Consider the following 24,728-nt stretch of genomic DNA (forward strand, 5'->3'; position numbering starts at 1 on the left):
AAACGTACCTTGTCTAAAATCATATACAACTGTTAATCATCCATGTCATATGGTGCGAATTTTCAGATATTAATACCTGACAAGAATTGGCCGCAACCCAACGTGTTATATGCTACGATAGGCCAAGTGTGAGTCAGTATCGTATGCCATCATCGAACATGACGCTCCAGTCTTTCTTTTCGCGGGCGACGCGCCTGTTTCCCGAGAAAACGGTCGTCTCCTGTCCACCGGACGGAGACGTTCGATACACGTACGAGGACTTCGCAGACCGGGTGGCCGGGCTTGCTGCTGGCCTCACAAAACTGGATTCGCTCGAGGGGACTCGCGTCGGAACCATCGGGTACAACCATCACCGTCACTACGAAGCCTACTTCGCCGTCCCGCTCGCGGGCGGGCAACTCCACACCATCAACGCCGTCCTGCCGGACGAACACGTTTCCTACATCGTAAACGACGCCGCAGACACCATCCTGCTCGTGGACCCCGGCGAGCCGTTCGAGACGGTCGAACGGGTCTGGGACGACCTCGAATCGGTCGAACACGTCGTCGTGATGGACAGCACCGTCCCGGCCACCGCGCTTCCGGTAACGGCCTTCGACGACCTCGTCCTAGAAGAGGCGACCGTCGAGTGGCCGGACCTCGACCCCGAACGGCCGGGGAGTATGTGCTATACGTCGGGCACGACAGGCAAGCCGAAGGGCGTCGAGTACACCCAGTCGATGCTGTATGCCCACGGGATGATGCTCATGTCGCCCGCGAGCATGGGCGTCGGCGAGTCCGACGTGGTGTTACACACCGTCCCGATGTACCACGTCAACGCGTGGGGACTGCCCTACGCTGCGACGGTGGCGGGCGCGAAACAGGTGTTCCCGGGGCCGTCGCCAAGCATCGAAACGCTCGCCATGCTCATCGAAGAGGAGGGCGTCACGCTCACCGGAGGTGTCCCGACGGTATGGATTTCCATGCTCGAATATCTGGACGAACACGACGCAGACATCTCCTCGCTCGAACGCATCGTCGCCGGCGGGAGTGCCGTCCCCGAAGGCGTCATGCGCCGGTACGAAGAGGAATACGGCGTCACCATCGACCAGGCGTGGGGGATGACCGAAACGATGAGTATCTCGACCGTCTCGCGCCCGAAGTCCTACATGGCCGACTGGCCGAAAGCAGACCAGTTCGAGAAACGTGCGAAACAGGGTATCCTCACGCCGAGTCTCGACATGACCGTCGTGGACACGACGGGCGAGGAAGTGCCGTGGGACGGCGAGACGTTCGGCGAACTCTGGATTCGCGGGCCGACCGTCGTGAGCGAGTACTACAACCGGCCCGACGCGACGGCGGAGAGTTTCGAGGGTGACTGGCTCAAAACCGGTGACATCGTCACCGTGGACGAACACGGCTACATCGAACTCGTAGACCGGGACAAGGACATCATCAAGAGCGGCGGGGAGTACATCTCGAGCATCGAGCTCGAAAACCGCCTGATGGAACACGACGGGGTTTCGGAGGCTGCCGTCTTCGCCATCCCGCACGAGAAGTGGCAGGAACGCCCGGTGGCGACGCTCAGCCTCCGGCCGGGGAGCGACCTGACGGCAGATGAGGTCAGGGAGTTCCTCGCACAGTCCTATCCGAGCTGGTGGCTTCCCGACACGATTCTGTTCGTAGACGAGGTACCAAAAACCGCAACTGGAAAGTTCGACAAGAAGCGACTGCGAAACCAATTCGAAGCGGCCACGCTGGAGCAGACGCCGGACCGCTAGTCTGGCGAACACGACTGTTTTCAAAACCGTTCACTCGGGCAAAATATGGCACCAATACCCGCGAGAGGCATCGACTCCCGCGTCACTCGATACCTAAGGTGCATACGATGGATACGTTAATATGCACCTTGGGAATAAGCGGAATCAGAGATGGCAACACTGTCATTCGAACCGCTGTCGTACGACGAGATCCCCGACGACGAGCGACCAACGCTCGTCCAGGCGCTTGTGCCCGTCGTCGGGATGCTCGCGTTCCTGAGTATCGGGGCCATCGGCCTGGGCCTCGACGCGCACATGCCACTCCTGTGGGGCATCGTGCTCACCGGCCTCGTGGGCCGGTACTGGATCGGCATCTCGTGGGACCGGATGTACGAGGGAATCGTCGACGGACTGCGCATGGGAATGCAAGCGATACTCATAATTTTCATCATCTACCTGCTCATCGCGACGTGGACTGGCTCGGGAACAATTCCCGCGCTCATCTACTACGGGCTGGACATCCTGAACCCGCAGATTTTCCTGCCCGCGACCGCGCTGCTCGCCGCTGTCGTTGCGTTCGCAATCGGGTCTTCGTGGACCACTGCCGGGACGCTCGGCGTCGCGTTCATCGGCATCGGTGCGGGCCTCGGCGTCCCCGAGCAGATGACCGCCGGCGCGGTCCTCACGGGCGCGTACACGGGTGACAAGATTTCACCACTCTCCGACACCACGAACCTCGCCGCCGCGGTGACGAACACCGACCTCATGACCCACGTTCGGACCATGCGCGTCGGCACCTCCATCGCGATGGCAATTTCGCTCGTCCTCTACGCCTACATCGGTCTCAACGCCGCGGGCTCGATTCCCGCAGAGAGCGTCGGCGGAATCCAGTCGGCCATCGCCGGGACGTACAATCTAACCCCACTCGTCTTCTTGCCACTGCTCATCACCTTCGGCCTCGCCCTCTCCGGGTTCCCGGCGCTTCCGGCCCTCGGTGCGGGAATTTTCGCGGGCGTGTTCACGCAGTTCTTCTTGCAGGGAGCGCTCACCGTAGACAACTTCATCGCCGCCTGGGAAGTGCCGATGTACGGCACGTCCCCCGAAACTGGCTCCGAACTCGTAAACGGCTTGCTCTCCTCGGGCGGCGCAGTGGGCGACTCGGCGTGGACCATCATCATCGTCGTCGCCGCCCTCTCGCTCGGTGGGATTCTCGAACGCACGGGCATCATCGCCGTGCTGACCCACCACCTGAGTAAAGCAATCACGTCTGTTGCGGGCCTCACTATCGGGACCGCTGCCTCCGCGCTCGGGATGAACATCCTCGCCGCAGAGCAGTACATGAGCATCGTCGTCCCGGGAATGAGTCTGCGGGGGCTCTACGACGATTTCGACCTCGAGAGTCGCAACCTCTCGCGGGGTATCGAAGCGGCCGGAACGACGACCAGCGCCCTCATCCCGTGGAACGCAGGCGCAATCTACATGACCGGCGTGTTCGGCGTCGCGCCGTTCGCAGGGTCGTGGGGCCTCCAGGGGTACGGCCCGTACTACTTCCTTGGCTTCCTCTCGCCACTCATCCTCGTCACAATGGGGCTAACCGGGTGGCGTATCACGAAAAAGTCTGCTGACACGACCGCTGGCATCAAGGGCGCGATTTCCTCGATTGGCGACGATTGAACGGTCTTGTGGGGTCCCTAAGCAAACCTTAGGCCTGCTCCTAAACGTTTCTTAGCAACAATATAATGAATTTACATTAGTTCGCAGGTAATTCTATGCGAACTCGTTTCACCGAACTGGCACCGCTTCCGGTGCGAGCTATCCTGGTGGGGGTATTGACGATGCCTGCGGTCTCGAAGTTTCTCGACTTCGGTGGGAGTGCTGAATTCTTCGAATCACTCGGCCTCCCGGTCCCGGCAGCACTCGTCCTCGTCGTCGGCGTCGTCGAAGTCGCCGCCGTCGTCATGATTGCGTTCGGTATCGCCGGGCGACTCGCCGCTATCTCGCTCCTGCCCGTGATGCTCATCGCCATGGCGATAGCCGGACCGGGGTGGAAAAACGTCGTCGTCCTGCTCTGTGCCATCGTCCTGTTCGTCATGGGCACGGGCGCCTACTCGCTGTACCGTCTCGGTGAACTACCCGGGCGCACATCGTCGAGAAAGCTCTCGCGGAGACGTGCGGGCAGCGGACGATAGCGAAAAAGACAGACAGCGGACGGGTGGGTCGGCTTCCCCGTTACTTCGTTACCAGTTCCGTCGAAACCGTCACCGCGTTCGTGACGTTGTCCATGATAGACGACGCGCCCTCCGCAGCGTCTCTGAGTTCTTCGAGTTCTTCTTCGGTTCCGTCGGCTTCGAGGTAGGTCGTCACTTCGATTTCGTCAAACCCGTTGCGAACCTCCTCGGAGAGGCCGAGGAATCCGCGCAGGTCGATGTCGCCTTCGAATTCGAACCGGAGGCTCTCCAGTTGAACGCCGAGTGCCGCGCCGTGGGCGGCATAACTCACCGTTAAACAGGACCCGAGGGCGGCGAGCAGCAACTCCGCCGGGTTCGGCGCAGAGCGCTGGCCGAGCAGTTCTTTGGGTTCGTCACCCTCGATGACGAACTCTGGAGAGTCGACGGTTTCCCCGGCGTGGTCGAAGTCACTGACGCGCGTTTCACAGGCGACGCCGCCCGTCCACACCGTCTCCGCGCGGAACGTGACTTCGCCGAGTTCGTGGTCGTCGTCCACGGCGTCGATGGTCGAAAAGAGGGCGTCGAGGTTCAGGTCGTTAATCGTCTCGGATGACTGGTCGTTGGTCGTGGCCATTGAGTGCGTTCCTCACGTCACCGTTTCACAATGGCGGGTAAAACGGTAGGCAAACACCCCTTATTTCGCCGGAACATTCGAGAAAAATACAGGAACGTTCGTGAACGTTAGGCGGCGATTACTGGTCGCCGAACGGGTAGTCTGCGATGATGCCGTCCACGCCAGCCTGTTCGAGTTGCATCGCCTCGTACCACGTTGCAATCGTCCAGACGTTCACCTCACGCCCTTCCTCATGGGCGACGGAAACGAGGTCTACGTCCGCGAACGGGCCTTCGAGGTAGTACTCGTCGCCGAAGAAGGGCGTTCCCTTGACCATGTTCTTCGGCGGATGAATCGCTTCGCAGTCGTAGGTGCGCGTGATGTCGAGGCCTTTCTCGAGGTCGTCCCAGAACAGCGTCCCGAGGGGCACGTCCGGTGCAACGTCCGAAACGGCGGCGAGCGCGCCTTCGTAGAACGACGAGACGAGGACGTCGTTGTGGTAGTCGTCGAGCACGTCGAAAACGTTCTCGGCGAAGGGTTCCCAGAGCGCCTTCTGGTCTTCGAGGTCCGCCCCGGAGAGGTTCGCCGCGAACTTCGTGTTCGGCGACCCCGGATTCTTGAACTCGACGTTCACGCCCACGTTGCCGGGCAGTGCGTCCATCACCTGTTCGAGCGACGGAACGAGTTCGCCGCTTTCGAGGACTTCTGCCTCCTTGACCGTGTCCCACGGCGTCTCCCAGACGAGACCACTCACGTCGGTGAGCCCCTGGGTACCGCCGTCGCGCTCTGCGAGCCCGTCGTCGTGGAAGACGACGACTTTGTCGTCGGCGGTCGCCATCACGTCGATTTCGACCATATCTGCGGCGTTTGGGCCGCGCGTGGCGTTACGGACGGCGCCGACGGTGTTCTCGGGGTACATCCCGGCGAATCCACGGTGGGCGATGAGCGACGGGGAATCCATCTCGAGTTCGTCTTCTCGTTCGTCGTCTTCGTCCTTTTCGCCTTCGACGTCCTCGTCTGCAGCAGCGGTTCGGGCGACCAGCGACCCGGCGAGGGCGATTCCGGTTCCGTGCAGGAAGGTTCGGCGGCTTGCATTTCCAGGCATACATTAATTCATGTTGCAACAGTCAGCAAATAGTTTGCTAAGAGTGCTTAAAAAAGGTCCCGTGTGGTAAATACGCACACCGAGCGCCACGGCTAAGCCTCCGCGGCGCGTAGTTCGTCTCTCGTGGCCTCGAATCGTAAACACCGCTATTCGGACAGTCGCGGGTTCGGCGACCCGTACGAGGGGTTCACACTGGACCCGCCGGAACTCCGAGAAGACCCGACGAAGGTAGACCCGGTGGACGACTACGCCCTCGCTGACCTTCTAGATGATTGGAACGTGAAGCGTGACGACATCACGCCACAGGAGCTCATCGACCTCGGACTCACCTACTTCCAGTTTGGTTTCCATCCGGAGGCGGCAGACGCCTTCGAACGTGCAGCCCGACTCGCTGACGAGGATTCGATCGTCGCCCAGGAGGCCTGGGTGAACAAGGGCGTCGCCCACTCGCAGATAGAGGAGTTCGACGAGGCCATCGGTGCGTTCAGAGAGGCGCTTCGCATCCACGACCATAACGAGTTCGCCGCGCTTGCGGAGATGAACCTCGCCTTTGCCCTCTGGGAAGACGGCAACTCCTCAGAGCCACTCGAACACGCAGAGCGGGCCGTCGAACTCGACTCGCGACTGCCGCAGGCGTGGTTCAACCTCGGCTTTTTCTACACCGAACGGGCGCTCTGGGAGGACGCAGCCGAATGTTTCGAGAAGGCGATTACGCTCGGCTATCGCACGGCGACCGTCTTCGAAGAGCAGGCCCGGGCGCTCGAAGCCCTCGGGAACTACGTGGACGCGGAGACGGCGGCCGAAGCGGCCGCGACCATCCGCGCCGAAGGACAGAAACAGTTGCTCACCGAGTGAATCGAGTTCTTCCGTCGATTCCCACGCCAGTTCGTTTTTACGACGACTCCCACGCCAGTTCGAGCGTGAGGTCCGCATCGCAATCGAGTTCGTCTGTGTCCATTCCAACCTCCGTGACCTGGTGGTCCTCCGGAAGGCCGTTGCTGCACGTCCCGTAATCCACGATGGTGGCGAGCGTCGCGGGCGCACCGCAGGCCGGGCAGTCAGTGAAGTACCCCTGTTCCCCCTCGTGCCACGCGTCCTGCGTGAGTTCGATACGAGCGGCCTCGTCGTCGGTGGACTCGGACATGATACACGCTCGATTTGGGTCGCCGGACGGGTAAGTGCAAGGGCCGTCGCCAAGCGAGGAGGCCGGGGCGGATACGCCCCCCGGCAACCACCGGCATGGGTCGCATCCACCGATGACTACTTGTGTTCCTCTCAGTGAAGTGAGTCATATGAAAGCAGTCACCCTGGGTCCCGCTGGGACGTACTCACACCGGGCGGCCAAAGCGGTCGCAGACGAGGTGGACTTTCGCGAGTCGATGACGGCCATCGTCGAGGCCGTCGTCGCAGGCGAGTACCGCCGCGGAGTCATTCCAATCGAGAACAGCATCGAGGGGAGCGTCACCGAGAGTCTCGACGCGCTCGCCTCGAACGACCTCGCCGTCGTTGCGGAACTGGTCACGCCCATCCGTCACGCGCTACTTGCCCAGTCTCCCGAGTTCGAGACGGTCGCAAGTCACTCACAGGCTCTCGCCCAGTGTCGTGGTTACCTCACCGAACACTACCCGGACGCGAAACTGGAGGCCGTCGCGAGCACCGCACGCGGGGTCGACCTGGCCCGCGAAGACCCCACCGTCGCCGGCATCGGCCACCCCGACACCGCAGGCGACGGACTCACCCTGCTCGCAGAGGACATTCAGGACCGTTCGTCGAACGAGACGCGCTTTCTCGTCATTGCGCCGCCAGAAGAGCGCACCACCGCCGGCGGTAAATCGACGGTCGTCGTCCACCCGAACGCCAACTATCCGGGCCTCTTGCTCGACATCCTCGAAGCGTTCGCCGACCGCGACATCAACCTCTCTCGCATCGAATCCCGTCCGAGCGGCAACCGCCTCGGCGACTACCTGTTCCACCTCGATTTCGAGGCCGGGATGTACGAAACTCGCGCCAAGGAGGCCATCCAGGACGTGCGGTCGACGGTGAAACACGGCTATGTGACCGTTCTCGGTTCCTACGACACCCGACACATCGTCTAACATGAGCGACGCACCTACCCACAATCCGGCGACAGACCGCCGTGCGAACTACGATTACACCGACGACAGCGTCGACCGCCCTGCCGTCGTGAAAGACTTAGAGCCGCGCGTGGCGGGCGACGTGCGGTTCGATTCCTACTCGCGACAGCAATACGCCACCGACGCGAGTTCCTACGAGGTGACGCCAATCGGCGTCGTCTTGCCCGAATCGACCGACGACGTGGAGACGGTCATGGAGTACTGTGCCGACCGAAAGATTCCCGTCCTCCCCCGCGGCGGCGGGACGAGTCTCGCCGGGCAGGCCGTAAACGAGGCCGTCGTCCTCGATTTCACTCGCTACATGGACGGTCTGCTCGACATCGACCCGAACGCGAAGACGGCGCGCGTCCTGCCCGGCATCACGCTGTCCGTGCTCAACGAGGCCCTCGCTCCCCACGGACTGAAGTTCGCCCCCGACCCGGCCGCAGGTGACCGCAGCGTCATCGGCGGAGCCATCGGGAACAACTCGACGGGGTCGCACTCGCTCAAATACGGCCTGACAGAGGCGTACGTCGAGGAGTGTGAAGTCGTCCTCGCTGACGGGACGGTCACGACCTTCGGCGAGGTGACTCTCGACGAACTGCGCGAGGGAGCAGGCGGCGACGACCTGGAGAGTCGCATCTACGCCGAAGTGCTGCACATCGTCGACGACCTGAGCGAGGAGGTAGAGGCGCGGTATCCCGACCTGAAGCGCAACGTCTCCGGGTACAACCTGGATTCGCTCGTCGAAGAGGCCGAGTCTGGGTCGGTGAACCTGGCCCGTCTACTGGCTGGAAGCGAGGGGACGCTCGCGCTCATCACCGAAGCAAAGATTTCGCTCGTGGACGTCCCCGAGGCGAAGGCGATGGCACTGCTCGCCTACCGCGATATCATCGACGCGATGCACGACGTGGCTCCCATCGTGGACCACGACGCCGCGGCCGTGGAACTCGTAGACGACGTGTTGCTCGACCTGGCGAGTCAGACCGCCGAGTTCGAAGCCGTCGCCGAGCTCGTCCCCGAGGGAACCCAGGCGATTTTACTCGTCGAATTCTACGCAGCAGACGACGACCACGGCAGAGAGCAGGTGACTCGCCTCATCGAAGACCGGGTCGAGGGGGCAGGCCACGCCTTCGACTCCGTAGAGGCTCACACGAAAAAAGAACAGGCCGACCTCTGGAAACTCCGGAAGGCGGGTCAGCCTATTCTGATGTCGCGTACCTCGGACGAGAAGCACATCTCGTTCATCGAAGACGCGGCGGTGCCGCCGGAACACCTCCCCGAGTACGTCGAAGGGTTCCAGCAGATTCTCGAAGCCCACGGCACGTTCGCGAGTTTCTACGCCCACGCCGGGCCGGGCGTACTCCACGTCCGTCCACTCGTGAGTCTCAAAGACGAAGCCGACATCGAGATGATGGAGTCCATCGCCGACGACGTGACCGACCTCGTGGTCGAGTTCGGCGGGTCGGTTTCGGGCGAACACGGCGACGGCCGGGCGCGCACGCAGTGGAACGAGAAACTCTACGGCGAGACGCTCTGGCAGGCGTTTCGTGACCTGAAGACGGCCTTCGACCCCGACTGGCTGTTGAACCCGGGGCAGGTCTGTGGCGACGTGAAGATGACCGAGAACCTGCGCTACGGCCCCGACTACGAGTTCGATGCCGGCTTCTCGCCGTCGCTCAACTGGGAGAACGACAACGGTTTCCAGGGCATGGCCGAACTCTGTCACGGATGTGGCGGGTGTCGCGGTCACCAGGAGACCACCGGCGGCGTGATGTGCCCGACCTATCGCGCGGCCAACGAGGAGGGCCTCTCAACCCGCGGACGGGCGAACATGCTCCGCCAGGCGATGAGCGGAGACCTCTCGGAGGACGAACTGTTCGCAGACGAGTTCCAGCACGAGGTTCTCGACCTCTGTATCGGCTGTAAGGGCTGTGCCCGCGACTGCCCCTCGGAGGTGGACATGGCGAAGATGAAAGCCGAGATTCAGCACGCCCACCACCAGAAAGAGGGGTCGAGCCTGCGCGACAAACTGTTCGCCAACATCGACCGGCTCTCCGCGCTCGGGAGCCTGTTCGCGCCCGTCTCGAATTTCGGGACGAAGATTCCTGGTGCACGAGCCGTTCTCGAAGGGACGCTCGGCATCGCGAAGGACCGGACCCTCCCCGAGTTCCACCGCGAGACGCTGCGCAAGTGGTATCGGGCGCGGGGGTCGCAGGTGAGCGAGGCGCAAGCGGAGAGAAAGGTGGTGCTGTTCCCGGACACGTACACGAACTACAGCCACCCCGAAGCGGGGAAGGCAGCGATTCGCGTGCTCGAAGCCGCAGGGGTGCACGTCCGTCTCGCAGAACAGACCGACAGCGGCCGGCCTGCCCACTCGAAGGGGTTCCTCGGCAAATCGCGAAACATCGCGGCGCAGAACGTCGAGGCACTCGCCCCGCAGGTCGAAGACGGCTGGGACGTGGTGCTCGTCGAACCCTCCGACGCCGTCATGTTCCAGTCCGATTACCTCGACTTGCTCTCTGGGGAAGACGTAGAGACGGTCGCGGCGAACACCTACGGCGTCTGTGAGTACCTCGACGGGTTCCGCCTCGACGAGAACATCACCTTCGGTGGAGGCAACGCCTCGCTCACCTACCACGGCCACTGTCACCAGAAAGCCACGAAGAAGGACCATCACGCTGTGGGCGTGCTGCGGCGAGCGGGTTACGACGTGGACCCGCTCGATTCGGGGTGCTGTGGGATGGCCGGGAGTTTCGGCTACGAGGCAGAACATTTCTCGATGAGCAAGGCAATCGGGAACCTATTGTTCGACCAAGTGGACGAGAGTTCTGGCGACCAGGTAGTCGCTCCCGGCGCGTCCTGTCGCACCCAACTCGGTGACCGAGAAGGAGCGACCAGCGAACCGATGACGCCAATCGAGATGGTTGCCGTCGCGCTCGGGGAGTACTGATGGGTGAACTACTGACCGTTCAGAGGTTCAGTCGGCGGTCGTGACCACGCGGTCACGGACGGCGTCGAGTGCGGATTCGAGGTCCGCGAGCAGGTCGGCTTCGTGTTCGACGCCGACGGAGAATCGCAAGAGTGTGTCGGTGATGCCGAGGTTCTCGCGCTCTTCCGGTGTGAGCTCTGAGTGCGTGAGCGTCGCCGGGTGCTCGACGAGCGACTCGACGCCACCGAGACTAACCGCGAAGGTGAACTCGTCGAGTTCGGCGACGAACTGCTCTACGGTTTCGAGGTCGCCTTTGAACACGGCGGTGACCACGCCACCGGGCCCGGACATCTGGCGGTGGGCGAGGTCGGCCTGTGGGTGGCTGTTGAGGCCGGGGAAGTAGACGCGTTCGACGAGTTCGTGGGTTTCGAGGAATTGGGCGACGGCCTGTGCGTTTTCTGCGTGTTGGCGCATTCGCATTGGCAGGGTCTTGATACCCCGGAGCAGGAGGTACGAATCGAACGGGGAGAGCATGTTCCCGAGGCCGATTTGCTGGAGAAACGTGAGTTGGGTGGTGAGGTCGGGGTCGTTGGTGATGGCGACGCCGCCCATCGAATCTGAGTGTCCGTTCAAGTACTTGGTCGTGCTGTGGACGACGACGTCTGCGCCGAGGGCGAGCGGTTGCTGGAAGTACGGCGAGAGGAACGTGTTGTCCACGCCGAGCAGCGCGCCGTGTTCGTGCGCGATGTCCGCGATTGCCGCCACGTCACAGAGGTGGAGCAGGGGGTTGGTGGGCGATTCCATCCAGACGAGGCGCGTATTCTCCTGCATCGCGTCGCGGACGTTCTCGGGGTCGCGGGCGTCCACGAAGGTCACGTCCACGCCAAGGCGTTCTGGCAATAGCAGGGTAAACATGGCCTTGGTCCCGCCGTAGAGGTCGTCGAAGGCGACGACGTGGTCGCCGGGGGTGAGCGTCGCCATGGCGACGGTAGCGATGGCTGCAGTCCCAGAGGCGAACGCGAAGGCCACGTCGCCGCCTTCGAGCGCGGCGAGGCGCTTTTCGACCGCGTTTCGCGTCGGATTCGAGAGCCGCGAGTAGACGTACTCGTTCGCGTCCGGGTCGAGCGAGAGCAGGTCAGCCTCGGGGTCGATTCCCTCGACGGCAAAGGTAGAAGAGAGGTGAATCGGGACCGTCACGTCACCGACAGCGTCGGGGCCAGTTTTCGCTTTCTCGCCACAGGTGACCGAAAGCGTCTCGAATCGTGTTTCGGATGGAGACCGTTCTCGCCAGTTCATGATAGACAATAATGCAAGTTACGTGAAAAAGATTTCACTTTTGTCTGATAATACTGTGATTAATTAAACGAATGTATAGATGAGCATTGGTAATATTTGCGTGAAGGAGTTTGGTTGCCAATACGGTGACGAAGGACGATGTGCGGCGAGCGGCCGACGAAGGCTCGTACTCGCCCGAGAAAATGCAGGAAGGGGGTTCGGTTGCGACGGTCGACCGTCTGGTATGGCACCAAAGCGAGACCGACGCGTCCCCTTCGAAAACACCGGGTAGGTGGAGCGCTACACCGGTTCTGCGCTTTGTACATACGCTATGATATACCATATCCCTACACGTTCCGGTGAGATATGCCGCGGCGGTAGCAGCGAGCAGTTCGTCAGGCTGAAGGTGCGGACCTTCCACCGACGTGAGATTCCGGGACACGCAACGGAGAGAACTCACAGGCTTAATGAAAAAGGCGGGCGACGCCTGGGTCTGCAGGCCGCCAGCAGCCGAGGTGTCGTCGGTCCGGATTACTCAGTTGGCGAGCATATATACTCCCCGCCTGCGAAGAGAGATGTATGCAAGGTGCAGACCGCTTCTTCAGACTGGTCGTCATCCTCACGTTCGTGCTCATTGTACTCGGCATCGTGCTGAGTCTCATCCTCTAGCCATTTTCACCGGAAATCCGGTGTGGGAATCACCGCGTGCGGATCAGTTTCTACGCCTCGGAAAGCGCAGCGAGGAGGGGTGCCGTGTCGATGATGGTGGCGAACTCCCCGTTCAGTTGCGCGAGCGCCAAGTCGTGAACCACCTCCGGTTCGTAGTGCGTCCCGTCGTGGCCCGTTCTGTCGAACGCGGCCGTGGCATCCGCGACGACGTACACCGAAAAGCCGAGATTCTCGGCCATCCGGGCCGTCGTCGAGACGCAGTGGTCCGTCGTCAGCCCCGTCAGAATGAGCGTCGAGATACCCTGTTCGTGGAGCAGTTCCTCGAGATTCGTACCGATGAACGCGCTGTTCACCTGCTTTGTAATGACGGGTTCGCCCTCGTTGATCAGGCCCGCTTTCGGGGCACTCCCCGGATGGTCCGACCTGAGCGGGGAGTCCGGTTCGGTCGAATGGTGCTGAACGTGGAAAAGCGGGAGGGCCGCCTCTCGCCAGGCAGAAAGGAGGGCATCGAGGTTCGTCTCAAAGTCGGGATTGTTTCGAGTTCCCCATCGGGAGTCGGAGAACCCCTCCTGTACATCGATGGTCAGAAACGCGGTTTCCCGGGTCAGCGGCGGGTGGTCCTGCGGGGTGCTGGCTGGCGGCGTCATCGCAATGCCGTGATTTGGAGCGGACAGGTACTCAGTGTATCGTCGGTTTGCTCCGGCAGGAGATACTGTTTCCACTCTCGCGTGTGCGAATCGCCCCAGTCACCGAGGTCAGCGTGCGGACACATCCCGTCGTACGCCTCGATTCGCTCTCGAATCACGCGTCGTGCTTCCTTTCCAGCCGCCGTGTCCCCTGTGATACCAGCGAAGATTGCGCGGGGTTGGGCGGTGATTTCGAGGCCGTGTGCCGTGTACCGACTCCGTCGCTGTTCGTAAAACGGTGCTCTCGCGGTGGGAAACATCGGTTCGCCGGCGAAGCAGAACTCCCAGTATGGGTCCGTCGGGTCCGTCGGCATGTCGTAGGGCCACGGTTCCGGGTCGTGGTCATGCAGATACTGAAGAATCCCCCAGAAGCGCTGGCGGTATTCGGCTTCCGTCAGGGGTACATCCGGCGGCTTGAAGAAGATAACAAGTGAGGTTCGCTCGCCGAAGTCCTCGAACACCTGGACGTACTCGAAGAGCGTGTCCGCGAGGTCTGAGAGCGCCCCCTCGTCAGTCATCGATTCACAGAACGTGTACAGTGCGTCGCCATTCCGCTCGGATTCGACGCCGAAGTAACACGGAAACGGTTCGCCGTCACGTGGTTCGAGCATCGATTCGCGAAACCCCACGTAGTGAGCGACTGCCCATCCGGGGAGGGCGTCAGCACCAATCGCCGCGCGCAGACGCTCCTGGTCGAACAGTTTGTGCAGGAACTCGTCCGGCATCGTGATACCCGAGGTTAGGAAGAACCACGTATGACTGTGGCGGTTCGAGCGGAAATTTCTGCATTCAGTACGCTACGAACGGTCGGTTTTTGACCGGCGTTTGTCCAATTCGTTTCGAGAATGGCAGCCTGATTAGAGAGACACTGTATCGCCGGCGGAGAGTTGCTTGCCCCACTCGGTTTCAGGAACCGTCGTGTTCACCATCACCCGAAAGAAGTGGTCGAACTGCTCACGGTTCGCCCAGTCCGGCAGGGAGGCTTCCCGCCTGTTGACGAACGTCTTTCGAAAGTCGGGGGTCGACTCACCCGTGTCCGGGTCGCGGGTGGGCACGACGCACCGTTGGCAGGGGTTCGTCCCGGCGAACGCCACGTCCCCAATCTCGAAGGGGCATTCAGATCCCGGCGGGCCGTAGAGGTGGTCCTCCCAGAAGGCGGGACACGACCCGAGTTCGAGATTGGCGCGGAATCGCCGCCGGACGTTCTCGACCGGAAGGTCGTACCACGAGGCAATGGAAAAAAGCGTCTCCGTGGAGATAACGGTCGGACCCGACGCTTCGGTGTCGTCTGGAAAGCCACCCGCGGCCTGTTTTTCGAGGGCGACGGGTCGCTCGAAGTATGCAGAGAGCCAAGACTCGAACCGGTCGCGATGGTCGTCCAGGTGGCCGGTTACCGCGTTTACTGCGGCCCGAGCGGTGGTCTGGTCAGACCCGTGACGGCGTATCGTCGCCCGGTTTGTTTCGAGGTCCATCGAGAGGCGAAGGCGGTGAATCGACGCGGTGCGCTTCCCGTTTACGAAGTGGCCCGCTTCGTCTACGATGGCGTACTGTCGGTCGTGTTCGAGGCCACCGTTTTCGACGAGCGTGGCCGCCTCGCAGTCGATTCCGTCGAGCGATTTGATGGGATACACTGTGAGACGGTCGAGGCGTGGGGTGGTCACTGGGTGGCCGTTGGGGCGACGGCAGTATCAACCCTGAGGGTGATTGGCTGCGTCGAATCAACTTGCGTACCGAGGGACGCTGCGCTTCGAAATCGAGACGATGCCATAGACTTTGCCCGTCGCGCCCCGAGTGTCAGCTATGACACATTCGCTTGCGATAGTCGGTGCCGGCGCGGCCGGTTGTGGCGTCGCCTACGCCCTCCGTGAGACGAGCATCGACGTGACAGTGTTCGAAAAGAGTCGCGGGGTCGGTGGCCGCGCGGCAACGCGCAGACGAAACGGCTGTTACTACGACCACGGTGCGAACTATATCAAACCCACGGACGACCGGACCGAGACGCTGCTCGAATCGCTTGGGACGGACGGACTCGTGGACATCGCCGGCCCGGTCTGGACCCACGACGCTGCCGGGCGAATCAACGAGAGTGACGACCAGGAGGCCCACAAGTGGAGTTATGCGACCGGCATCACCCAGTTCGCAAAGCGCGTGCTGGCAGAGACGGACGCGACCGTCCAGAAGAGCACCCGCATTACCAGACTCGAATGGGAGAACGACGGCGATGCGCGAGGTTGGCAACTGGTCGACGAGGCGGACGCTGGCGTTGGCAGGTTCGATGCGGTAGCACTGACCGCACCCGCCCCGCAAACGGCGGACATCGTGCGACGCACGCACTGGGTAGACGAACGTCGGAGAGCCCTCGCCGCCACAATCGACGCAGTACCGTATCGGACCATCCGGTCGGTGATGCTTCACTACCCGTTCGAACTCGACCGCCCCTACTACGCGCTGGTCAATCCCGACCGGAACCACCCGATTGGCTGGCTTTCGAGAGAGGAGTGTAAGACGGGACACGTCCCGGCAGGAGAGAGTCTCCTCGTCGTCCAGATGAGTCCCGAATGGTCAACCGAGCACTACGACCACCCGGAAGAACAGGCCGGAAGGGTCGTTGCGAACATGGTCGCCACGTTGCTCGACGACGACCGACTCGCCGAACCAGACTGGGTCGACACCCAGGGCTGGCGGTACGCGCTTCCGGATGCGAGCGTGGCCGACGGAGACGACGAAGGAGTGGTCCAGCAAGTGGCGGACGCGGGCCTCTATTTCGCCGGGGACTGGGTGGTCGGCGAGGGGCGGGTTCACGTCGCATTCTGGAACGGGGTTTCTGTGGGCCAGCGAATCGGCGAATCGTTGGAGTGAGTTGAGACGCGCGCACCGGATTTCCGGTGAAATGGGAGGATGGTGGGGTGGGTACCTCGGGGTCGAGGATTGGAGGGTTGGGGATTCGAGAGTCGAGGATTGAAGAGACGGGTGTTTCGATATTGCTCGATCGTTTTTGCACGGCCGCTAATGCAGGGCCGCTAATGCAGGGCCGCTATTGCTCGGTCGTTTCGACGAGAACCTTCTTCACGACCGCGGGTTCTTCGAGGAGTTGGTGTTCCGTGTAGCTTCCCTCAGCGCTACCCCCGCTGCGGTGGGCCTGTTCGATAATATCGAGGAAGGCGTGTTCCTTGAGGAGGTCGCGGACGCGTCGCAGTGAGAGGTAGTCAGAACCCTCCTGTCTGCAGATTTCCTTGTAGACATCGTAGATGCGCGTCGTTCGAAAGCCGTCCTGATTCGGGTTGTTGAGCGAGAGAACGGTGAGCGCCTGCAAGACGAATCGAGAGTGAGGGGTAGACCCGCGGATGAGTTCGCGAAAACGGTCAGTTTCCGCCCGTTCGCGTGCCTGTACGATGAATTCTTCTTTGACAGTTTTCGCACCCGTCGATTGGGCGATTTCCCCGGCGTACCGGAGGATGTCGATGGCCTTGCGAGCATCGCCGTGTTCTCGTGCGGCAAGAGCCGCGGCCCGTGGGATGACCGACTCTTCTAACACGTCGTCTCTGAATGAATCGGAGCGGGCCGCCATGATTTCGCGCAGCTGGTTCGCGTCATACGGTGGGAAGACGTACTCACGTTCGCACAGCGACGAGCGGACACGCTCGTCCATCCGGTCTTTGTACTTGATCTTGTTGCTGATGCCGATGACGCCGACCTTGCAGTGATGGAGTTTGCCCGCCTCGCCCGCACGGGAGAGTTGCATGAGGATGCCGTCGCTGTCGAGTTTGTCGATTTCGTCCAGGATGACGAGGACGACGTCGTAACGCTGGTCGAGAATCTTCCAGAGGCGTTTGTAGTACGTCGCCGTCGAGATGCCCTTGTCGGGAATCTTGATGTTCGTCGATGCTGCGTCGTTGACCGCCGTCGCGATGGTTTGGACCGTCTGCGTCTCGGTCGTATCCTGGGCGCAATCGACGTACGCCATCGCGACCGTGACGCCCTCCTCGTCGGCCGTTTCGATGAGCCGGCGGGAGACGTACTTTGCACAGAGCGATTTGCCAGTGCCCGTCTTCCCGTAAATGAGGACGTTGCTCGGGCTTTGCCCGAAGATAGCTGGGTTCACGGCGTTCGCGAGGTGTCCAATTTCCTCGTCTCGCCCGACGATTCGACCGCCGTCCGGTAGATGATTTATCTCGAGAAGTTCCTTGTTCGCGAAGATGGGGTCCTCCCGAGTGAAGAGTTCGTCAGCCTCAGACATTCGTGGTACTCACCCCGTTTCCGGTGAAATGGCTTTACGTTTTCTTTCCGTCAGCGAGACGTGACAGACTTCGGCCGGAAACTGTCTAATTACGGGTTCTCTTCCCGAATCTACTGGCCGCGTGCGTTCTGTAGACTGTTTCGATTCTCAGCTCGAACCGGTTCTAGTGAAAAGACGCGCACACCGGGTTTCCGGTGAAATGGTGGATTGAGTGGTGGTTGTTGTTGGAGGGGCAGCGGAGAACGTCAAGAGAGGGAGCCGGAAAAACATCAAGAGGGAGAGAGAGAGGAGGAACAACGTCAAGAGGAATATCGAGAGGATATACGGGTAAAGTCTACTGTGAAAATTTGCTGGGAACCTCTACTGGGAGAGTATGCCACGAAGGAATGCTGAGCACAGTGAGAAACGAAGACCGACTATTTGAACAACCAAATAGCCGGTTCACTTTGCTGACTTAATGAACTTTTTCCCGAGAGCCCTACTTAGTATTTTTTATTTCAATATTCGAGTGAGTTCGAGCGGGTTTCACCGGAAGCGGCTTGATTTTTTCAGTCACTACATAGAAAGGTTCACCGGAAATGTGGTGTGTACCCTCCAGAGTAAGGGTATCCGGCGGCTAACCAAGAATCAAAGAATCGTATCGACCCAAAATCAAGTGACGACTCGCAATTGAGTATCGACCCCGTACTCCGGCGTCTACTCCTACTCTAGCATCCAGTCGTAATCCAGTAGTTTCCCTCCGTAATTCCACTGCACTGGACCCTCCCTGACTCCACAGCACTGGATTTTCCTTGATTCCACCGAGTTGACCCCTCTCTAACCCCGCCAAACTGAATTCTATTCCTATTCGCCCTTCTATTCCTATTCGCCCACCACCTTCTGAGCCGGTACCCCTAGCACCCACTCCCCCACTCCGTTTCACCGGAAACCCGGTGTGCGCGTGCCAATCTTATTCAACTCCACAATTCGCCCCCCATTGGTAGTCCACACGTATCCCGGTCCCACTCGATATCGTATTTTGATCCCACCCTCTACCCCCCGACCAACCACACTCATCCACTCCCCCACTCCGTTTCACCGGAAACCTGGTGTGCGCGCGCTATCATCTCCTATATCGACCGAGAACCATGCCGATTTCACCGGAAATCCGGTGTCTGTGGTATCTGTACCATCGAGAAGTCAGTCGGTCACGAAACTTCGCCTGCGTCGGGTCGAATACTCCAGCAACCGGCCACCGATTTCACCGGAAACCCGGTGTGCGCAAGATGACGACCCCTTCACGGAACCCCATCTCAACAATTCACTAGTGATAGAATGTCTATCCGCACTACTTTCACCGGAAACCAGGTGTCAGTCCGTCGGTTTCCGGGCAACTTGCGCTCAGTCGAAGTAGTTGTAACCCCAGGATTCGAGAACCGAGACGACGAGTTCTGGATGTTGCATCCCGACGAGGTACGCAGCCTCCCGAACGTCGAGCCTGCTCAGGTCGGTGTCCATCGCCTCCTCTAAATCGCTCTCGAACCGCCGATAGGCTCGGTCTGTCTCCGGGCGGACGAACAGTTGGTGGACCTTGTCGCGGTCTGATTTTACCTTGTCGCGGCGGAAAATCCACGGAATTTCCGGATCGTCTGCTGAATCCGCAGCTGATTGCTCGTCAATACCAGACGATTCTCCGCCTGATTGTTCGCGACCCGAGTCGTTTTTCACCGCGGAATGGCCGTCGCCCTCATCCGGCATCTCGGTGGAATCTCCTGCTGACGATTGCGCTTCAGGATCCAACGTGTTCTCGTCGGCTTCGGTATCGAAGATGTCCTCGAACGGGTCGTCCCCGGCTCCGGATTTCATGCCGACACCTCCGATTCAGATTCGATCGGGCTGCCAACCTGCGCTGCGACGAAGGCGGCGAGGTCGTCGAACTGCGAGAGGGTATCGAGTTCGTATTGCCGCTTGCGGTCACGGAACTCTTCGACGTAGGTGAACGCATCGACCTGCTGTTTCCAGCATCCTTCGAACAATGAGGTGCGGTCCCGAATCGACACCGGGACGGAGAACCCCAGTTCCGAGAGCGTGGCTTCGTACTCCCGCTGGTCTGCGGTGTCTTTCACTTCGTTTGGTACCACCGCGAGAACGCCGACCTCCAGATTCAGTTCGGCTTCCAGTCCCGCGACGATGTCCTGAAGACCTTCGACACTTTGGTGGCCCTTCCCCGAAAGTTCGAGGGGGATGACGACGTTCCGCGTCGCGTAAATCGCGTTGTAGAGGTGGTCGCCCGTCGTCGCTGGAGGGTCAACGATGAGCACATCGTACTCCTCGTGCACTCGCGCCGCCGCGAGCACGCGATGGAGCTGTTCGTAGCGGGGGTACTCGAAGTCCGGGTCTGGGTTCGTCTGCTCCTCGATTTCTGCAGTGCGGAGCAACAGTTCGGTCAGTCGTTCGAGCATGTTGTGACTCGGGAGAACGTCGATGCCCGGTTCCGCAGTTCGGATAAGGTCTTCGAACGCTCCACTCGGCCGCCCAATCATGTGCCGAACGAGGTTGTCAGACCCGCCGTCGTTCCGCCCCGCTTCCACGTCGAGGAGGTAGGTAAGGCTCCCTTCCTGTGGGTCTAAGTCGATGACGAGCACGTCCTGGCCAGCCCGAGCGTGCGCCTTCGCGAGATTCGCAGAAATCGTGGTCTTGCCCACTCCGCCGGCTTCCGAATACACCGTGTACGTAAGCATTAGCGAGTGATGGTCGAACTGCTACAAAAACACCCGTCAGACGCAAAATTGTTACTGGTCAGTAATACTGGACAGTGTTACTGTACAGCATTATCGAAAATGAAGCACAGTCGATAGCTGCTCTGGCACGCAACGGTGATACGCCTCCGAATCCGTACCTCAGGCGACATCGGAAACAAGTTAAAAATACATACTCAGTCAAGTAGGCGGGAGCGGGCGACTGGGCATATGCTGCTCACGAAAGCAGATCAACAGTCAAAAACCCTTGAATCGCTCGTTAAAATGCGCTTAGCTGCCTTTCCGCCCCCAACTGACAACCAAAACGAACACATGTGAGGGACGGTACCGTGGAAACAAAATAATATTACAGAGATTCGAGGAGAAAGCCCACGACTGCAGTCGTGGGATGCATCCGACAGGTGCCGAAACAGCCATATTGGAGCAGTTTGAAGGTTGTGCCACCGAGTCCGAGGTAAGGATATGCACCCCACCGAGGGGGTAGATGAAGCCCGCTATCTCGGTCGGGGACCGTACTGACTCGGCCCACAACTCCACCGCGCGATGCGTCGAGTGGGGAACCTCTCCGCCGTGGGACCCCGTCTGTGACGGGAACCCCACGACTGCAGTCGTGGGAGGAAGTCAGTCTCCCCAGTATCGTTTTACGGTTTTCCTAGACGCAGGAGTTTGGCTTCAAGGCTTAATGTCGAATTGAACGAAGACACGCTCAAGGTAGACGCTGGAAATTCAGTATTGTGAGTCACGACGGTGTATATTTGTGTAATTCCTAATTCAAAGTATTATGGACGGTTAGCGACCAAACAGGCGTTCACGAACCGTCCGTGTACGCTTTTTCTCTGCGAGGAGGACCGAGCACTCTACGTCGTCGACGACACCCATGACCAACGACCCATGAACTAACCGGGAGAGTAGTCCACGTTCGGTGGCCCCGATGACCAGCAATGAACAGTCCGAAGCAACGCCCTCGATAGCGGTTTCTACGTCACCCGTCTCGATACGGAGATTTGCGTCTCCGAGATCGTGCTCTTGCGCCCACTCCGTGAGGAAACGCTTGCCCTCTTCACGGTTACCTTCCTCGGCCACGTGCAGCACGACGATTTCGGAATCGTACTCTGCTTGAAGCAGGTTGGCAATAGTAGCGCTCAGGTCCGAATCAGGCCCACCGGCGGTCGGGACCAGCACTCGTTCTGGGTCGAAGCCACGATTTTTCAGTACGAGGAAATCACACGGTAGGTCGTGTGCGAAGTCATCGATTGCGCTCTCGGCTCGTCCTGGCGAGCCGTGGGAGTTATCACCCCAGCCCATGACAACGAGGTCCGCCTCGTGTGTCTCAGCCGCCGTGAAGATCTCTTCGAACGACCGGTGGGAGACGATCGTGTGTGTCTCCACTTCAACGCCGAAGGTCTCCGCATCTCGCCTGGCCTGGTCGAGGAGGCGTGCGGAGGTCGCATCGAGTTCGTCGATATGCGCTGCTGCACCCGCAAGCGCCGTTTGGTCGGGCACGGTGACGATGTGGACCGCATCCACAGTGCCGCCGCGTTGCTTCGCGAGTGCGCTGGCGAGGGTGATGAGGTCTTGCTCGTGTTCGGGGTTCGCAAGCGGGACCAGCACTCTGAACTGGCCGCCATCTGGCTGGACGCTACTAGCAGCCGACACCGCTGCGTCCGGCATGGCCTCCTGTCGTGAGAGGACGTATTGGGTGAGAATTCCCTGTTTGTCGACCTTGCTACGAGCGTAGGCGAAATACCAGATTGTGCCCCCACCGATGAACAGTGCCGCGAGTCCGATCTCGACTGGATCCATAAACGCGATGAGTCCGAATGACGTGACGGCACCGAGAATTGGGACGAAGGGATAGAAGGGAACGGTCCATTCCGGCTGATACTCCGGGGTATTTGCCTCCCGCATCACGATGAGCGCGACGTTGAGAAGCCCGTAGACGATGAGGTGCAGGACGCTTCCTGCCTTCGCGAGCGTTTTCACGTCGCCGACGAATACGAACAGAATGATGAGCCCGCCCGTCACCGCAATACTGCGATAGGGTGTGGCGAAGTTCGGGTGGATGGCGTTGAGCTTCGCGCTGATGAGCTTGTCCCGCCCCATCGCGAAGTTGATGCGCGACGACGCCAGGATTGACGCGTTCGCGGAAGAGGCTGTCGCAAGCAGTCCGGCGAAGGTCAACAGCCCGATGCCGACACTTGCGAGTCCGACCGCTCCGAAGGAGACTTCCGCAACGTCGAGGACTGGCGTGGTGGTGAATTCCGGGGCAAGCTGACGCCAGTTGATGACGCCCATCAGAACGACCATGATGATCGCGTACATGATCGTCACGATGACGACGCTTCCGACGACAGCCAGCGGGAGGTTCCGTCCGGGATTCTTCAATTCCTCAGCGACGGTCGTGATTTTGGCGAAGCCGAGAAAGGAAACGAACACCAGTCCGGTGGCTGGAAGAATCGCAGTGGCACCGCCGGTTTCGGGTGGGAAGAGCGGCTGGAGCGTCGAGAGGTCTGCCTGGAGGAAGCCAAGCACCGAAAAGAGGGTGAGGATGCCGACCAACAGCGTGACAATTACAATCTGGATGCCACCGGTCTCCTTCGCGCCGATATAATTGATTGCGATGAACGCCAGTCCGGCGAGAAGTGCACCAACCTGGAATGAGGTGAGTCCGAAGGGACCGAGCGCCAGCGCAGGCAACGGAAGGAACGTTGCGAGGTATTCACCAAATCCGAGCGTATAGAACGCGCTCGCGAAGGCGAGACCCATCCAGTTACCCCAGCCCGCAATCGAGCCAAACAGCGGCCCGAGCGCGTGGTTCACATAGTAGTAACTGCCGCCCGCTTTGGGCATTGCGGTGCCAAGTTCGGATGCCGACAGCGCGGTGAACAGCGAGATGACACCGCCGACGACGAACGAGAGTGCAACGGCTGGCCCCGCTGCAGCCGCGGCCTGGCCTGGCAGGACGAAGATGCCTGCACCAATCATCGTTCCGACACCGATGGTGAGCGCGGAGAGCAACCCAAGGTCCTTCGCGAGCTCCTGATTGTTTTCCATCCTCAGTCCTCCTCTGGGATGCAGATGACGGGAACACCCGCCTCGGTGATTAACCTGAGAGAACGGTCACCGGCGAGGAATTGGACGATTCGCCCGCCACCTCTCGGTCTGAAGAGAATCGCGCTCGCATCCCGACCGGTGGCCACGTCGAGGATACCCGCAACTACGTCACGACGGTACGCGGTCGCGGTTTCAGCAGTCGGGAAAATCTTCCGAAACGCGGCGTACGCCTCAGCGGCAATCTGCTCTGCCTGTTCGACGGAAATTTTGTCGGGAACTCCCTCACCCTTCTCAATGACGTGAACAACGGTAATTCGCTCGAAATTGTACGGAGCTAAGGCGACAGCAGTGTCACGTGCGTCATTCTCATCGGCAACGGGGACGATAATGTGCGCTGTTAAAGAATGGTTCATTGTCTCGATAGTTACTCGAGGTTGTATCGGACGCTTTCGTCTGACCCACACGCGGGACATGTGGACAGTTGTTCTTCGAGGGTCGTGCCGCAGTTCCGACACTCGCAAACCATTGTCTCAGTGGTGAACAAGCGCCGGAGGAATGCTTTGAGTAGGTGCATGGGTGTGCAAATAGTCACCCGATGCGTTCGGAGCGGGGCACCTGGAACGCCTCAAGGTCGTCCAGGCTCGCGCCGTTCCGCGAGAGGAGTGTCACGATGTCATCGGGACGAATTACCGTGGCACCATGGGGGGTGAGTTCCCGGTCGTCGCGCTCGATGGCAATGACCAGCGTGTCCTCGTCGAGGATTCCCTGTTGCCCGACTTCTTCGAGGGAGAGGCCAGCGATAGAAGCGTCCTGCTTGACGGCGACCTCGACGACGTTCGAGTCACCGGTCAGACTAATGAAGTCGTTCGGTTTGGGTTGTGAGGGTGTTATTTCTGGGACGAACGGGGTGTAGGGTTCGATAAATTCGTCTTCGACGAGTTCTTCGTCTTCGATTTCTATATCGAGTTCCGAGAGGGCGCGCGCAACGCGTCGAAGATCTGTGGTGTCTTCTCCCACGGCCAGAATGTGAAGGTTCCGTCGACCCGTCATCAGCGCGCGAACGTTGATAACGCCCGGGACCATTCGGGCTTCGTTCGCGAGAGCCTCCCGGTCAGAAACGGGTACATTGCAAAGGTAGAGATTGGTGAGCTTGCCGCCCGCCCGTTCGAAATCCAGGTGAGCTGTGTACCCCCGGATGATGCCGGAGTTTTCGAGTTTGTGAATCCGGTTTCTGACGGTCGCCCCCGAGACACTCAGCTGTTCGGCGAGGGAGGTGGCGCTCGTGTTCCGTGAATCCTGCATCAGGGCGTGAAGGATTCGACGGTCGATTTCGTCTAGTCGATGGGAGTTGTTTCGATGGGGCATTGTGATTCCCTTCGTACAAGAATTTCGCTTCCG

Annotated in this window: 20 protein-coding genes; 7 read left to right on the plus strand and 13 right to left on the minus strand. The window is 60.4% G+C overall.

Going from position 1 to position 24,728, the window contains the following annotated elements:
• Positions 1-143: 143 nt before the first annotated feature.
• From P1M51_RS08205 to P1M51_RS08215, 3 genes are all read left to right on the plus strand, one after another.
• Entirely contained in the window at positions 144-1,760 is a 1,617-nt protein-coding gene (locus P1M51_RS08205) for a long-chain fatty acid--CoA ligase (protein ID WP_276247719.1), read from the plus strand.
• Positions 1,761-1,910: 150 nt separating this feature from the next.
• Positions 1,911-3,413, plus strand: a complete 1,503-nt coding sequence (locus tag P1M51_RS08210; RefSeq protein WP_276247720.1) for a Na+/H+ antiporter NhaC family protein — start codon at positions 1,911-1,913, stop codon at positions 3,411-3,413.
• A 161-nt stretch (positions 3,414-3,574) separates the two neighbouring features.
• Positions 3,575-3,928 carry a DoxX family protein gene (locus P1M51_RS08215; protein ID WP_276247721.1) on the plus strand — a complete coding sequence of 118 codons (354 nt, stop codon included), beginning with the start codon at positions 3,575-3,577 and terminating at the stop codon, positions 3,926-3,928.
• A 40-nt stretch (positions 3,929-3,968) separates the two neighbouring features.
• Here the strand turns inward: P1M51_RS08215 and P1M51_RS08220 are convergent, their stop codons facing one another.
• Together P1M51_RS08220 and P1M51_RS08225 are read right to left on the minus strand one after the other, a co-directional pair.
• On the minus strand, positions 3,969-4,541 hold the full coding sequence (locus tag P1M51_RS08220) for an OsmC family protein (protein ID WP_276247722.1): 573 nt from the start codon (positions 4,539-4,541) through the stop codon (positions 3,969-3,971).
• 118 nt (positions 4,542-4,659) lie between these two features.
• Complete coding sequence (locus tag P1M51_RS08225; protein ID WP_276247723.1) at positions 4,660-5,625, minus strand: glycerophosphodiester phosphodiesterase; 966 nt, start codon at positions 5,623-5,625, stop codon at positions 4,660-4,662.
• A 123-nt stretch (positions 5,626-5,748) separates the two neighbouring features.
• On the opposite strand from P1M51_RS08225, the gene P1M51_RS08230 reads away from it, so the two are divergent.
• The gene (locus tag P1M51_RS08230; RefSeq protein ID WP_276247724.1) at positions 5,749-6,480 is read left to right on the plus strand and encodes a tetratricopeptide repeat protein; all 732 of its coding nucleotides are present in this window, start codon (positions 5,749-5,751) and stop codon (positions 6,478-6,480) included.
• A gap of 37 nt (positions 6,481-6,517) precedes the next feature.
• Here the strand turns inward: P1M51_RS08230 and P1M51_RS08235 are convergent, their stop codons facing one another.
• The gene (locus tag P1M51_RS08235) at positions 6,518-6,769 is read right to left on the minus strand and encodes a hypothetical protein (protein ID WP_276247725.1); all 252 of its coding nucleotides are present in this window, start codon (positions 6,767-6,769) and stop codon (positions 6,518-6,520) included.
• A 148-nt stretch (positions 6,770-6,917) separates the two neighbouring features.
• Between P1M51_RS08235 and pheA the strand changes: the two genes are divergently transcribed.
• Both pheA and P1M51_RS08245 read left to right on the plus strand, forming a co-directional pair.
• On the plus strand, positions 6,918-7,721 hold the full coding sequence (gene pheA / locus P1M51_RS08240; RefSeq protein ID WP_276247726.1) for a prephenate dehydratase: 804 nt from the start codon (positions 6,918-6,920) through the stop codon (positions 7,719-7,721).
• Between the two features lies 1 nt (position 7,722).
• Positions 7,723-10,692, plus strand: coding sequence for an FAD-binding and (Fe-S)-binding domain-containing protein (locus P1M51_RS08245; RefSeq protein WP_276247727.1), 2,970 nt, complete (start codon positions 7,723-7,725; stop codon positions 10,690-10,692).
• A gap of 27 nt (positions 10,693-10,719) precedes the next feature.
• Here the strand turns inward: P1M51_RS08245 and P1M51_RS08250 are convergent, their stop codons facing one another.
• From P1M51_RS08250 to P1M51_RS08265, 4 genes are all read right to left on the minus strand, one after another.
• Positions 10,720-11,967 carry a PLP-dependent aspartate aminotransferase family protein gene (locus tag P1M51_RS08250; RefSeq protein ID WP_276247728.1) on the minus strand — a complete coding sequence of 416 codons (1,248 nt, stop codon included), beginning with the start codon at positions 11,965-11,967 and terminating at the stop codon, positions 10,720-10,722.
• Positions 11,968-12,665: 698 nt separating this feature from the next.
• On the minus strand, positions 12,666-13,262 hold the full coding sequence (locus tag P1M51_RS08255) for a cysteine hydrolase family protein (RefSeq protein ID WP_276247729.1): 597 nt from the start codon (positions 13,260-13,262) through the stop codon (positions 12,666-12,668).
• A complete protein-coding gene (locus P1M51_RS08260; protein ID WP_276247730.1) occupies positions 13,259-14,026 on the minus strand; it encodes a YqcI/YcgG family protein in 768 nt (255 codons plus the stop codon). Before P1M51_RS08260 ends, P1M51_RS08255 begins: the two co-directional genes overlap by 4 nt.
• 132 nt (positions 14,027-14,158) lie before the next feature.
• A complete protein-coding gene (locus P1M51_RS08265; protein ID WP_276247731.1) occupies positions 14,159-14,962 on the minus strand; it encodes an MOSC domain-containing protein in 804 nt (267 codons plus the stop codon).
• A gap of 139 nt (positions 14,963-15,101) precedes the next feature.
• On the opposite strand from P1M51_RS08265, the gene P1M51_RS08270 reads away from it, so the two are divergent.
• The gene (locus P1M51_RS08270) at positions 15,102-16,160 is read left to right on the plus strand and encodes an NAD(P)/FAD-dependent oxidoreductase (RefSeq protein WP_276247732.1); all 1,059 of its coding nucleotides are present in this window, start codon (positions 15,102-15,104) and stop codon (positions 16,158-16,160) included.
• A gap of 175 nt (positions 16,161-16,335) precedes the next feature.
• Here P1M51_RS08270 and P1M51_RS08275 read toward each other — a convergent pair whose 3' ends face one another.
• The 6 genes from P1M51_RS08275 to P1M51_RS08300 all read right to left on the minus strand — a co-directional run bounded on the left by P1M51_RS08275 (position 16,336) and on the right by P1M51_RS08300 (position 24,695).
• Positions 16,336-17,538, minus strand: a complete 1,203-nt coding sequence (locus P1M51_RS08275; RefSeq protein ID WP_276247733.1) for an orc1/cdc6 family replication initiation protein — start codon at positions 17,536-17,538, stop codon at positions 16,336-16,338.
• Positions 17,539-18,918: 1,380 nt separating this feature from the next.
• Positions 18,919-19,383 (minus strand): hypothetical protein, encoded by a 465-nt coding sequence (locus tag P1M51_RS08280; RefSeq protein ID WP_276247734.1) that lies wholly within the window; start codon positions 19,381-19,383, stop codon positions 18,919-18,921.
• Positions 19,380-20,258 (minus strand): ParA family protein, encoded by an 879-nt coding sequence (locus P1M51_RS08285; protein WP_276247735.1) that lies wholly within the window; start codon positions 20,256-20,258, stop codon positions 19,380-19,382. Before P1M51_RS08285 ends, P1M51_RS08280 begins: the two co-directional genes overlap by 4 nt.
• 807 nt (positions 20,259-21,065) lie before the next feature.
• Positions 21,066-23,330, minus strand: coding sequence for an amino acid permease (locus P1M51_RS08290; RefSeq protein WP_276247736.1), 2,265 nt, complete (start codon positions 23,328-23,330; stop codon positions 21,066-21,068).
• Positions 23,331-23,332: 2 nt separating this feature from the next.
• Positions 23,333-23,743: a universal stress protein gene (locus P1M51_RS08295; RefSeq protein WP_276247737.1), complete on the minus strand. Its 411-nt coding sequence runs from the start codon at positions 23,741-23,743 to the stop codon at positions 23,333-23,335.
• A gap of 175 nt (positions 23,744-23,918) precedes the next feature.
• Positions 23,919-24,695, minus strand: coding sequence for an AsnC family transcriptional regulator (locus P1M51_RS08300; protein ID WP_369685095.1), 777 nt, complete (start codon positions 24,693-24,695; stop codon positions 23,919-23,921).
• Positions 24,696-24,728 lie beyond the last annotated feature (33 nt).

Origin of the sequence: Haladaptatus sp. QDMS2, from assembly GCF_029338295.1 — an archaeon.
Taxonomy (GTDB): Archaea; Halobacteriota; Halobacteria; order Halobacteriales; family Halococcaceae; genus QDMS2.

What these genes read in the sequence shown, in the direction of transcription:
- P1M51_RS08205 (WP_276247719.1), top strand. Translation starts at nt 144, where the DNA reads ATGCCATCATCGAACATGACGCTCCAGTCTTTCTTTTCGCGGGCGACG.
- P1M51_RS08210 (WP_276247720.1), top strand. Translation starts at nt 1,911, where the DNA reads ATGGCAACACTGTCATTCGAACCGCTGTCGTACGACGAGATCCCCGAC.
- P1M51_RS08215 (WP_276247721.1), top strand. Translation starts at nt 3,575, where the DNA reads ATGCCTGCGGTCTCGAAGTTTCTCGACTTCGGTGGGAGTGCTGAATTC.
- P1M51_RS08220 (WP_276247722.1), bottom strand. Translation starts at nt 4,541, where the DNA reads ATGGCCACGACCAACGACCAGTCATCCGAGACGATTAACGACCTGAAC.
- P1M51_RS08225 (WP_276247723.1), bottom strand. Translation starts at nt 5,625, where the DNA reads ATGCCTGGAAATGCAAGCCGCCGAACCTTCCTGCACGGAACCGGAATC.
- P1M51_RS08235 (WP_276247725.1), bottom strand. Translation starts at nt 6,769, where the DNA reads ATGTCCGAGTCCACCGACGACGAGGCCGCTCGTATCGAACTCACGCAG.
- pheA (WP_276247726.1), top strand. Translation starts at nt 6,918, where the DNA reads ATGAAAGCAGTCACCCTGGGTCCCGCTGGGACGTACTCACACCGGGCG.
- P1M51_RS08245 (WP_276247727.1), top strand. Translation starts at nt 7,723, where the DNA reads ATGAGCGACGCACCTACCCACAATCCGGCGACAGACCGCCGTGCGAAC.
- P1M51_RS08250 (WP_276247728.1), bottom strand. Translation starts at nt 11,967, where the DNA reads ATGAACTGGCGAGAACGGTCTCCATCCGAAACACGATTCGAGACGCTT.
- P1M51_RS08255 (WP_276247729.1), bottom strand. Translation starts at nt 13,262, where the DNA reads ATGACGCCGCCAGCCAGCACCCCGCAGGACCACCCGCCGCTGACCCGG.
- P1M51_RS08260 (WP_276247730.1), bottom strand. Translation starts at nt 14,026, where the DNA reads ATGCCGGACGAGTTCCTGCACAAACTGTTCGACCAGGAGCGTCTGCGC.
- P1M51_RS08270 (WP_276247732.1), top strand. Translation starts at nt 15,102, where the DNA reads ATGACACATTCGCTTGCGATAGTCGGTGCCGGCGCGGCCGGTTGTGGC.
- P1M51_RS08275 (WP_276247733.1), bottom strand. Translation starts at nt 17,538, where the DNA reads ATGTCTGAGGCTGACGAACTCTTCACTCGGGAGGACCCCATCTTCGCG.
- P1M51_RS08280 (WP_276247734.1), bottom strand. Translation starts at nt 19,383, where the DNA reads ATGAAATCCGGAGCCGGGGACGACCCGTTCGAGGACATCTTCGATACC.
- P1M51_RS08285 (WP_276247735.1), bottom strand. Translation starts at nt 20,258, where the DNA reads ATGCTTACGTACACGGTGTATTCGGAAGCCGGCGGAGTGGGCAAGACC.
- P1M51_RS08290 (WP_276247736.1), bottom strand. Translation starts at nt 23,330, where the DNA reads ATGGAAAACAATCAGGAGCTCGCGAAGGACCTTGGGTTGCTCTCCGCG.
- P1M51_RS08295 (WP_276247737.1), bottom strand. Translation starts at nt 23,743, where the DNA reads ATGAACCATTCTTTAACAGCGCACATTATCGTCCCCGTTGCCGATGAG.
- P1M51_RS08300 (WP_369685095.1), bottom strand. Translation starts at nt 24,695, where the DNA reads ATGCCCCATCGAAACAACTCCCATCGACTAGACGAAATCGACCGTCGA.